Source organism: Nautilia lithotrophica (assembly GCF_054656815.1).
Map to the genome: position 1 here is coordinate 814629 of NZ_BAAHXN010000001.1, position 11582 is coordinate 826210.

The window sequence follows — 11582 nt, forward strand, 5'->3', positions numbered from 1 at the left end:
ATTATCCTTCAAAAGAAGCTTTTTCTTCTATTTTTCTGTATGTTTCAAGAATATCACCAACTTTTACGTCATTGTATCCTTCTACCATAATACCGCATTCAAAGCCTTTTCCGACTTCTTTAACATCGTCTTTAAATCTTTTAAGGCTTGCAAGTTTAGAATCATAAATAACTACACCATCCCTGATTACTCTTACAAAATCGCCTCTGTGAACTACGCCGTCTTGAACATAACATCCGGCAACGGCACCGACTTTTGGCACCATAAACACATCTCTTACTTCAACCGTTGCAGTTACTTCTTCTGTAATTTTAGGTGTCATAAGACCTGAAAGAAGTTCTTTAACATCATCAATCAGATCATAAATAATTGAATATGTTCTAATTTCAATACCTTCCTGTTTCGCTTTGTTTTTAGCCCCTGAAGTAGGTCGGACGTTAAATCCTAAAATAATCGCATGCGGTTCACTTGCTTTTGCCAAAATAACGTCATTTTCAGTAATTGCACCTACATCGCTGTGAATTACGTCAACTTTAACTTCTTCGTTTTTAAGTTTTGCAAGACTTCCTTTAATTGCTTCAACACTTCCCTGGGTATCGGCTTTTACGATTACAGGCAGTTTTTTAAGTTCGCCCTCTAAAATCATTTTTTGTAAATCTTCAAGGGTTGCTTTTGTTGATTTTGATTTTTCTCTCTCTTCTAAGAACTCTTTCCATTTTTCCGCTGTTTCTTTAGCTATCTTATCACTATCAACCGCTACTAAAACGTCACCTGCCATCGGCACTTCGTCAAATCCTGTAATTTCCGCCGGCTCACCCGGAAGCACTTCTTTTTTAGGTTTGCCAAGATCGTCAATCATAAGTCTTACACGTCCGTATGTTTTACCGCATACAAAGCTGTCTGCTTTTTTAAGGGTTCCGTTTTTAACGATAATAGTCGCAACAGGACCTTTTCCTTTTTCTACCCTGCTCTCAATTACAACGGCTTTGGCTTTTCTTTTTGGATTTGCTTTTAGTTCCATCATTTCAGCCTGAAGCAGAATCGTTTCAAGCAGGTCGTCTATTCCTTCTCCTGTTTTTGCGGATACGTTTACAAACTCATACTCACCGCCCCATTCAACAGGCGTAATTCCCATTTCAGCCAGCTGTGATTTAACCAAATCAGGGTTTGCCTGAGGTTTGTCAATTTTATTTACAGCTACGATAAAAGGAACATCAGCCGCCTGAGCATGTGCAATGGCTTCTTTTGTCTGAGGCATCACACCATCATCGGCAGCCACCACTATAATAGCAATATCTGTAACCTGAGCACCTCTTGCCCTCATTTCCGTAAACGCTTCATGCCCGGGTGTATCGATAAAGGTAATCTTTTTGCCGTCTTTTTCTACCATATATGCACCGATGTGCTGTGTAATTCCACCCGCTTCTTTGGCTGCCACACGGCTGTTTCTTATTCTGTCTAAGAGTGATGTTTTACCATGGTCAACGTGACCCATAATTGTAACTATCGGCGGTCTTTCTACAAGATCTTTTTCATCATCTACAATTGAATCGTATTTTTTAACATAATCAAATTCTGCAAGTGGGTCGTAAACTTCTACCGGAACGTCAAATTCTTCAGCAAGTGTTTCAATGTATTCTTCACCTAAAAAGTCGTTTTTATCTCTTTCTTCCCCTAATTCTCTTAACGCCTCTATAACTTCTTCAAGAGGTTTATTAATTGCTTCCGCAAATTCATAAACCCTTACTTCTTTTGGTATTACTATTGTTTTAATTTCTGCCTCTTTTTTCTTTTTCTTTTTCTTTTTCTTAATTGTTTCTTTTGTTATGCCGCCTTCACTAGGTTTTTTTCTTTTAACCGGCTGTGTTTTTTTCTTTTGCTGCTGTTGTGTTTTAGTTTTGGCTTTTTCTTCAAGCTCTTCATCATTTTTAAGGTTTATATCGTTAAAATAAAGATCCAAAAGTTCTACCTGATTTTCTTCAATTACATCCATATCCGCCAAATCAACATTTATTTGAAGTTCTTTTTCTTCTCTTTTTTTAGCCGGTTGTGGTTTTGGCTTAGGTTTAGGTTTTGATTTTGGCGTTTCTGTTTTAGTTTCATGTTTTTCTTCTTTTTTCTCAGGTTCAGGTTTTGGCTCCGCTTTTTTAATTACTTCTATACCTTTTTGTGTTTTTTTAACTAAATCGTTAAAGTTACCACGTGATCGTCTTCTTCTTTGAGGCTTTTCTTCTTTTACTTCTTTTTTCTCTTCTTTTTTAACTTCCTGTTTTGGTTCTTCTTTCTTTTTACCGCCATTTAGAAAAAATTCCTGTATTTTAGCGGCATCCATTGGTGATATTTCACCTCTTACTTTTGCCTCAATTCCGATTTCCTTTGCTATATCTACAACTTCTTTTGCTTTAAGACCCAATTCTCTTGCAACCTCTGATACTTTTATCTTCAAGTAAACTCCTTTGTTAAATGTAAAATGGAAAATGTAAAATGTAAGATTTTGCTTTTTCTTTATCAACTTTGCAAATTTTAGATAAATAATTAACAAATTTTTTGTTGTTTATACAATCTTTACATACATAAAAACTTCTACCTATGCCCGTAAATTTTACAAGCATTTTATCTCTGCACTGCAGACGAAAAAGTTCACTTTGCAAAAATCTGTTTCTGCAAACGACACACATTCTTACAGGTTTTTTTACACTTTTCACTTTACACTTTACATTTTCCATTTAATTGTATACTTTTACTCCTACATTGTCAAATTGAAGTATTTTCACGTTAAAATCTTTAAAATTATCCCTTAAAACATTATAAATACTATATGCATCATCTTTATAAGCCAAATTAAAAAACGTGGATCCGCTGCCACTTAATGTTGACATTAAAGCACCTTCTCTTAATGCTATCTCACGGACTTTAAATAGTTCCGGCACTGCTTTCATCCTGTTTTCCTGATGAATCTTGTCTTCAACCACACTTCTTAAAATATCAAATTTTTCGCTGAAAAAAGCAGCAGTAATCATAGATGAACTTGAAATATTTGTCACGATATCCTTTAACGTATAATGAGCCTTTAAGGCATTTCTGCTTTTTTGTGTCGAAATTGTTCTATTTGGTATAACCACAACAGCCCTCAAATAAGTCGGTATAAACTTTTTAAGAAAATAAACCCTGTTTTTTTTAATTTTTGCAACACAAAACCCACCAAGTGCGGCAGGTGTAATATTATCCGGATGAGGTTCATACGCGAGGGCTAAATTTATAATTCTGTCTTTTTTATATGGAACCTGTGCCATTTCATAAGCAGCCGTAATAGCGGCTATAATAACTGCGGAAGAACTACCCAAACCACGCGAAAGCGGTATTTTATTGTTAAATTTAAATTTAAAACTATCTTCTTTCCCTGTAAGGTTTTTATAATGATCCATAAATATTTCAACAAAATAGTTTCTTTTTAAAGATCTGAGGTATTCTGCATTTTCTCCGTAAATCTCAATATTTGTATATTCGCTTTTTGTTATTTCTATTTCATTTCTTAAATTAAGCGCAAGTCCTAAAGTATCAAACCCGGGACCTAAATTGGCACTGGTTGCTGGAACTGTAATTACCATCAAAACCCTTCTTTTAAACTGCTTTTAATATATAAAGCGGCTCGGTATCCTCATCAAAATCATTAAAATTTAACTTTTCCGGAAGATAAAACCTACCTGCCTCTTCATCTTTTTTAAGTGTAATTATACCCTCTTTTTTTACAAAATAACTATTTCCGACGGCTTTAATAGGCTTGTTTTGATTAAAATAAAATCCATCAACCGCAAATAATTTTATATTCTTTGCTATTTCTAAAGTTTTAAAAAAAACATATGCTAACTTTATAGCCATATAACTGCCTGGACCTTTTGAATAAATTATGGAATTGATTTGATATTTTTGAAGAAGATCATCAAAAACTGAAGGTAGGATATCGCTTGTCATACCTTCTTTTTCAATTTTTTCTATAAGTTTGCCGTTTTCATAAATACCGATTAATAAAGGTTTTGAAATAACAATTGCAACTATATCAACTAAACGCTTTTGCAACCGCTTTTTCTCCTTCTTTTTCGAACGTAACTATTTCAAAAGCCGCTTCTTCGATAAGTTTTTTTGTAAGTAAGTGATTTAAATGATGTCCGCTTGCTTTTGCTTCGTAACTACCTACAAAATTAGCACCAATTAAACTCATATCGCCAATCGCATCAAGAATTTTATGTCTTACAAATTCATCTTCAAATCTTAATGAATCGTTAAGAATTTTTTTATCGTCAAGCACTATCGCATTTTCCAGGCTTCCGCCAAGAGCAAGTCCAATACTTCTTAAATACTGAACTTCTTTTAAAAATCCAAACGTTCTTGCCCTTGCTATTTCTTCAATATAATTTTTCGTTGAAAAATTAAACTTATATTTCTGATTACCTATTACCGGATGATCAAAATTAATCTCAAAATCAAAACTTATTTTTTCATTAGGTTTTAATTTTGCAAATTTTTCCCCGTCTTTTATTTCAATCTCTTTTGTAATTTTTATAAATTTTTTAGGTGCTTCTAACTCTTTTATACCGGCTTCTTCCAACATCATTACAAAACTGACGGCACTTCCGTCCATAATAGGAACTTCGTCATTATCTACTATAATTCTTAAATTATCTATACCAAAAGCATATACGGCACTCATTAAATGTTCTATTGTAGACACCATCACACCTTCATTTCCTATTACAGTAGCCATCTTTGTATCTACGACATATTCAGGCTTTAAAGGTATACTCACACCTTTATCACTTCTGTAAAACACTATTCCGCTGTTTTCCGCCATCGGTTCTAATCTAAGTTTTACGGGGACCCCTTTGTGAAGTCCTATTCCTATGGCTTCTACGCTTCTTTTTATTGTTCTTTGTTTCATTCCAAAACCTTCTTCATATTTTCGGTAATCAGAGTTAGCTTTTCTATCTGTCCTATATCGGCACCTTTAAATATTATTGAACCTTTTATATTTTTTTTCACTATAATATAATCACCATCACATTCAACTCTGCCTTCGCATTCGTCAAATATTTCGATGTTGCCGCTGCTTATAATTTTTGCCCCGGCATTTATTCTGTTTAAAAAAATAAGATTATCTTCCGATTTTATCTCTTCTCCGCTTCGTATAATTTTATCATAAATGAGAGTTTTAGATTTTATTTTTTTTACAATTTCCTTTTCTATAACTTTAATTTCTTCCGTTATTTCCTTTTTAGGAGTAAAACCATCTGAATTAATTATAAAATACGGCAATTTTTTGGATTTTAAAAATTCTTCTATTTTTTTATTTGGCTCTCTTAACAAAAAATAATGATTTTTAATAAGCTCATATTTACTCTCAACAACTTTGATTAAATTATCATAATCATCAACCTCAAAAACCCTTATAGTCTTTTGTCTCATTTATTGATAATCCTTTTTGCTCCATTAATTACATTCGTAATATTAAGTTTTATCCATTTAGGATCCATCCACTCAATCGGATTAACCGCATACCCTTGCACATATACACCAAAATGTAAATGATCGCCAAACACCGCACCAGTTGCCCCAGTTCTAGCTATTACCTGCCCTCTTCTTACATTATCACCTACTTTTACTTTAAATACCGATGTATGTCCATACAACGTATATAGCCCAAGTTTATGATAAATAATAAGCGTATTGCCATATATTCCGATATATTTCTCAGCTACGACTTTTCCGAAATTACTCGCATAAATCTTCGCTCTTTTTATCTTAGCAAGATCTATTCCTTTATGGATTGCTGATGAAATTTTTTCACCTTTGTAATAATAAGTCCTCTGCTCTCCAAAATAAGCCCTAACCGCACTTCCAGGCAATGGATTAAATCTTGCAATTGAAAAAGAGTTTATTTTATCCTCATAAATTTTTGATGTAATATCATAAATCTGTTTTTCATTTATAGCTCTTACGTTTTCGTTTATTTTTTTAAATATAGATACGGGGTCATTTGGGATAGGTATATCCATTTTTTCAAGAACTCTTTTTGCAACGCTGTTTATAAATTTATCGCTTATATTAATTTTTGCTTTTGGATATCTGTATTTTCTCCAATAATACGGAATATGCTCTTTTACAACATTACCTGCCATATCTTCAGCTACAAGTTCGGCATCAAATGTTTTTTCCTTAACAGGCCATGCTATAAGTGCTACATAATAATCTTTTTTTACAAAAGGCGTTAAATTAAATCTATATTTTCCGTTTACCAAAATATATTTATCTTTTAAATTTTCATCGCTTACTTTTACAACGGCTGCGGCACTTCCTCCGTTTCCTATTGCATATGAATTGTTTATTATTTCTGTTAAAGGTGCTATGGTATCTACTTTTAAAATTATACTTTTTTTAGATTCATTACCCGCAAAAAAATGCCATTTTGAATTATCAACTGCCGCAATATTGATTCTGATTTCTTTTGCAGTGGTTTTAGGGAGCTTGATATTTAAAATAACCTCTTTACCCATTGAAGGATCTGTAAGTGTTGCAAGTTCTGTCACATTTCCGCCCGCTATCATGGTAACGCGGTAATATTTAATACCGGATTCATCTTTTAAAATAACTTTTAAAGGTTTTTTAAGATTAGTAAATCCGTTACTTTCAACGTCAATTACAGGAGGTTTTTTTTCAAACATAGGTGAAAAGTAAACAAACCCTGCACCACCTATTATCAATAGCAATATTAATACCCATAATTTCTTCATTTATATCCTTTTTTTCAAAATTTTACAAAATAGCGGTTAATTTGAAGTTAACCTAAACAATCTCTTTTAAATCTTTTTTTAACATATTTTTTATTTTTTCAAAGTCAAATTCTTCTTTTATAGTTGCCCCTGCAGCCCTTATATGTCCGCCTCCTCCGTATTTTACGGCAATTTTACTTACATCGGCGTAATTTTTGCTTCTGAGTGAAATTTTTATTCCTTCGTCATCTTCTCTTAACATACATGCAACCTCAACCGGTGCTATCGCCCTTACGCTATTTACAATCGTATCGGTATCTTCTTTTATCGCTCCCGTTATTTCCATCATCTCTTTTGTCACTTCAACAAAAGCAACCTTCCCATCACAACACAATTCAATGGTTTCATACGCTTTTGCAAGAAGTCTGAGTCTTGAAAGTCTGTCTCTTTGGAAAAGCATTTTAGCAACAAAGTCAGGTTTTACACCGCATCTTACCAATTCGGCCGCACACTCAAAAACTTTATCGTTTACGCTTTCATACTGAAAACTTCCCGTATCTGTTACAAGAGCCGTATAAATGCAAACGGCTGTATCGGTCGGAATTTCTATATTGTTGGTTTTTAAAATATCATATATTACCTGAGAAGTTGAAGCATGGTTTGGTTCTATCAGGTTTATATCCCCGTAATTAGTATTAGACACATGATGATCTATATTTATTAAAAATGAAGGTTTTTCACCCAGTCCAAGTCTGTCAAAACTGCCGCAGTCAAATGAAATTGTTAAATCTGTTTTTTTAGGTAATTTGTCCGTTACTTTTTCAAAATTAGGAAGAAAATCAAGATAATCCGGAAGAGGTTTTGTGGCATTAAAAACCGTTACTTTTTTCCCCATTTTTTTAAGTATCGGATAAAGACTAAGAGAACTTCCGAGTGCATCGCCATCAGGATTAATATGAGCTATAAGTAAAATATTGTCGGCTTTTTCAATCTTATCCCAAATCTGTTTATAAATTTCCATTATAAAGCCTTTTTGTTGAAATTATAACATTAATGGCGGTAAAGTGGTTATTGGTATATTGGTTATTGGGGTTAGTTAAGTTGATAAAGTTAGTCAGGTTGTTGAGGTTGTTAAAGTTTTGAAGTTATTGGAGTTGATTGGTATATTGGTGTATTCGTAATTAGTAAACAATTATTACAAATTAGAATCTGTCACAGCTTCGATTCTCAATTGTAACATTTTCAATTTACATTTTGATTTCACTTTACACTTTTTATTTTCCATTGAAACATTTTCAATTTTTCATTTTCCATTGATTAAACCCTACCTTTTGCCCGGTAAACAAATGCCAATACCTCTGCAACCGCTTTATAAAGTTTTTGAGGAATAAGTTCGTCAATGTCCACAAGTTTGTAAAGCTCTCTTGCAAGAGGAGGATTTTCAACTATCATTATGTCGTGTTCCCTTGCTATTTCTTTAATTTTTATAGCCAGGTTATCCACACCTTTAGCAATAACCCTCGGTGCTTCGTCTTTTGTTTTGTCATATCTTATAGCAACGGCATAATGAGTCGGGTTTGTAATAACTACATCCGCTTTTGGAACTTCGCTCATCATCCTTCTTTTGGCCATTTCACGTTGAAGCTGTCTTATTTTGGCTTTTATTTCCGGGTTACCTTCGGTTTGTTTATATTCGTCTTTTATCTCCTGCTTACTCATACGAAGAGATTTTTTATAGCTGTATCTCTGATAAACAAAATCTATCACCGCAAAAACCAAAAAAACCGCAAGCATTGCAAAAATAATTATTAACGCTTTTTCCTCAAACCATTTTAACTGCTCAAAAAAACTCATGAGCTCAAGTTTTGGAATTTCTTCCAAAAAGCCCATAAAAAGCCAGGCGCCCACACCAAAAGCCACTGCGACTTTCAGTGTCATTTTAACGCCTTCAACAAGCGTTTTTACAGAAAACAGTCTTTTTAATCCCTTTATTGGATTTATTTTTTCAAATTTAGGCAATATCGGCTTAACGGTAAATAAAAACCCAAACTGCATTACATTCCCCAAAATTCCTGCAATTACAACCGCCCCAAGCAATGGTGCGAGTAATATAAAAAAATTAAGAGCCGTTTTTATAACTATTTCAAATACCAGATTTTTGGTAATTTCAACACCTATAAAAGAAGTATAATACATATAAAACTTCTCAAGATAATACGTTACGTATTTCAAATAAAAAATAATCACTATTATTGCAATAAATAATACAACAAATCCGCTTGTTTCCATTGATTTGGGAACATTACCCTCTTTTCTGGCGTCTTCAATCTTTTTGGGGGTGGGTTCTTCCGTTTTTTCCAAATCGTCTGCCATTAAATCCCTTTTCTTAAATCTTCATCAAGAATAACCTGCATTTTTTTACCGAGTTTATAATATACAAAACTGAATAAAATAACAATAAAAATAACTAAAAGACTACTTTTTAAACTTTCCGGTGAATTTTTTGCATTATACCCTACTAAAATAGCAGCAGCACCAAAACAAAGAATAAACCCTATTATTGGAATTAAAGGATTTGAACCTGTTTTTTCTCTTAATTTAAAATTTGCCAAATTAACAAGTCCAAATATTAACAAAAAACCTAAACTTCCAGCCACAGAAATATTCTGAATATCAAAACTTGTAGCAAAAATAATAGCCATTAATCCTAAAATTAGCATTCCTTCGTATCCCTCTTTGACCTTTTTGGCAAATTCACTGGGTAGTTCGCCAAGTTTAGCTACAAGGTATCCTACTCTCCCACCACCATACAAAGTAGCATTAATTGCACTTGCAGTTGAAAGTAATGCAGCCACAGATATAATAACAAACCCCGCTTTTCCGAAAAACGGCTCAGTAGCAATTGCTAAAACATAATCCTGAGCTTTTTTAGCTTCTTCAAAATTTACATTTCCAATTGTTACAATTGCAATACTTACATACAGCACAATCACAAATATTACCGCACTATAAAATGCTTTTGGCAAGGTTTTTTCCGGGTTAATTACATCTTTTGCAGTATTTGCAATCAGTTCAAACCCTTCATACGCTAAAAATATTATAAGTCCACCGGTAATAATTTTAACCATACTTTCCCAATACTCAGGTGAAAGTCTATGAAAATCTGCGCTAAATACACCAACTACTACAAAAACAATTAAAATAGCTACTTTTATAAATACCATCACATCTTCTGCTTTTCCGGTTAAAAAAGCACCCATTAAATTAATCATTACAAATAATACAATAACACCGCTTGCACATAATTTATGAAACCACATAACTTCATCACCAAAAAAAAGAGCACTTGCATAACTTCCAAATGCATATGCATAAAGACTTAACATTATTACATAACTTATAAGTAGTAAATTATTTACAACCGAAGAAAAAAGAGTGTTTCCAAAAGCCTGGACTATATACTCTATACTTCCACCTTCACTCGGATATGTAATTGAAAGCTTTACATATGAATAAGAAGTAATTAAAGCTATTAGCCCCGCTATTAAAAATGCAACTGGAGCCGCCCCTTTTGCCAAATCAATAGTCAAGCCCAAAACCGCAAATATTCCACCTCCTACCATTCCACCTACACCAATGCTAAACGCTTCGATAAACCCGATTTTTTTATGCATAAACAACCCTTTTTATTTAAAACTCTTATATAATTATTATATCACTTTTTAAAGGATGATTATGAATATTTTCATATCCGCAAACAATACCGACCAGGGAAAAACACATTCAACACTGCTGTTAATGGAACATATCGCAAAAAAAGGTTATAAAATAGGCGTAATGAAGCCCATTGAAACCGGTGTGGAAAATATTCCTTTAGACGGATACAGACTTTTTGAAAAAGCAAAAGATTTAAATCCAAACTTGAATGAACTAACTTTAAACGATATTGTCCCAATCCAGCATACACTTCCGGCAGCCCCTTATGTTTCGGGTGCAGTTGATTTTGAACTAATTAAAAAATCTTACGATAAAATAAAACCTTTATGCGATATTCTGCTTATTGAAGGCGCCGGTGGGTTATTAGTTCCTGTAAAAGAAAATTTCAAAATGATTGATTTTTTAAAATTTTTTAATGCCAAACTTTTTTTGATAATCGGAAGCAGACTTGGTATGATTAACGATTTTCTACTTAATAAATATTATCTGGAATCAAAAGGCATCAATTACACATGGGCAATTAACCTGTTTGATGAAAAACACTATTTCGAAGTATCACATCCTTTTATGAAAAAATTCACTCCTTTATTTATTCAAAAAGATTTAGATAAAATATCACAAAAACTCTTAGGAGAATAAATGGAAAAACAAGAATTAAACACACATTTAAAATTTAACAAAAAATTCGGACAATTAATCGAAATAGGCGAAGGAACCGCAAAAGTCAGACTTGAAGCAATAGATGAAATGGCCGTTGATGATGAGGGATTAATCCACGGCGGATTTACATTCGGAGCCGCCGATTTTTGCGCAATGGCAACGGTAAATGATCCGTATGTGGTATTGGTTAGAAGTCAGTGTGAATTTATGGCACCTGTAAAAGTAGGTGATATAGTAGAATTTGTCAGCGAAACACTTCTTAAAGAAAAAAGAAAACACGAAATAAAAGTAACGGGTTATTTAAACGAGATAAAAGTTTTTGAGGGAATATTCGGCTGTGTGGTATTGGACAAACACGTTTTAAAAAGAAAATAATTTTTCTTTTTTTGTCATCTTTAACGCTATACATTTTCCTTAATAACATTTCAAATTAAAGGCTAT

Annotated in this window: 12 protein-coding genes; 2 read left to right on the plus strand and 10 right to left on the minus strand. The window is 33.1% G+C overall.

All coding sequences use genetic code 11. The annotated features are described in order from the left end of the window. Position 1: 1 nt before the first annotated feature. The 10 genes from infB to ACYQ19_RS04230 form a co-directional block, all read right to left on the minus strand. Positions 2 to 2446 carry a translation initiation factor IF-2 gene (infB, locus tag ACYQ19_RS04185; protein WP_459978166.1) on the minus strand — a complete coding sequence of 815 codons (2445 nt, stop codon included), beginning with the start codon at positions 2444 to 2446 and terminating at the stop codon, positions 2 to 4. Between the two features lie 13 nt (positions 2447 to 2459). After that, the gene (locus ACYQ19_RS04190; protein ID WP_459978167.1) at positions 2460 to 2705 is read right to left on the minus strand and encodes a DUF448 domain-containing protein; all 246 of its coding nucleotides are present in this window, start codon (positions 2703 to 2705) and stop codon (positions 2460 to 2462) included. A gap of 21 nt (positions 2706 to 2726) precedes the next feature. After that, complete coding sequence (gene thrB / locus ACYQ19_RS04195) at positions 2727 to 3608, minus strand: homoserine kinase (protein WP_459978168.1); 882 nt, start codon at positions 3606 to 3608, stop codon at positions 2727 to 2729. 13 nt (positions 3609 to 3621) lie between these two features. Beyond that, entirely contained in the window at positions 3622 to 4077 is a 456-nt protein-coding gene (locus ACYQ19_RS04200) for a hypothetical protein (RefSeq protein ID WP_459978169.1), read from the minus strand. Beyond that, on the minus strand, positions 4058 to 4936 hold the full coding sequence (lpxC, locus tag ACYQ19_RS04205) for a UDP-3-O-acyl-N-acetylglucosamine deacetylase (RefSeq protein WP_459978170.1): 879 nt from the start codon (positions 4934 to 4936) through the stop codon (positions 4058 to 4060). The genes ACYQ19_RS04200 and lpxC overlap by 20 nt, the downstream gene beginning before the upstream one ends. Further along, positions 4933 to 5460: a septum site-determining protein MinC gene (locus tag ACYQ19_RS04210; protein ID WP_459978171.1), complete on the minus strand. Its 528-nt coding sequence runs from the start codon at positions 5458 to 5460 to the stop codon at positions 4933 to 4935. Before ACYQ19_RS04210 ends, lpxC begins: the two co-directional genes overlap by 4 nt. Next, entirely contained in the window at positions 5457 to 6785 is a 1329-nt protein-coding gene (locus ACYQ19_RS04215) for a M23 family metallopeptidase (RefSeq protein WP_459978172.1), read from the minus strand. Before ACYQ19_RS04215 ends, ACYQ19_RS04210 begins: the two co-directional genes overlap by 4 nt. Positions 6786 to 6837: 52 nt before the next feature. Then, positions 6838 to 7785 (minus strand): DHH family phosphoesterase, encoded by a 948-nt coding sequence (locus ACYQ19_RS04220; protein ID WP_459978173.1) that lies wholly within the window; start codon positions 7783 to 7785, stop codon positions 6838 to 6840. 296 nt (positions 7786 to 8081) lie between these two features. Further along, positions 8082 to 9137, minus strand: a complete 1056-nt coding sequence (flhB, locus tag ACYQ19_RS04225; protein ID WP_459978174.1) for a flagellar biosynthesis protein FlhB — start codon at positions 9135 to 9137, stop codon at positions 8082 to 8084. Further along, on the minus strand, positions 9137 to 10438 hold the full coding sequence (locus ACYQ19_RS04230) for an APC family permease (RefSeq protein ID WP_459978175.1): 1302 nt from the start codon (positions 10436 to 10438) through the stop codon (positions 9137 to 9139). The genes flhB and ACYQ19_RS04230 overlap by 1 nt, the downstream gene beginning before the upstream one ends. A gap of 61 nt (positions 10439 to 10499) precedes the next feature. On the opposite strand from ACYQ19_RS04230, the gene bioD reads away from it, so the two are divergent. Both bioD and ACYQ19_RS04240 read left to right on the plus strand, forming a co-directional pair. Beyond that, positions 10500 to 11120 (plus strand): dethiobiotin synthase, encoded by a 621-nt coding sequence (bioD, locus tag ACYQ19_RS04235; RefSeq protein ID WP_459978176.1) that lies wholly within the window; start codon positions 10500 to 10502, stop codon positions 11118 to 11120. Further along, positions 11121 to 11516 carry a PaaI family thioesterase gene (locus ACYQ19_RS04240; protein ID WP_459978177.1) on the plus strand — a complete coding sequence of 132 codons (396 nt, stop codon included), beginning with the start codon at positions 11121 to 11123 and terminating at the stop codon, positions 11514 to 11516. Positions 11517 to 11582: the final 66 nt, after the last annotated feature.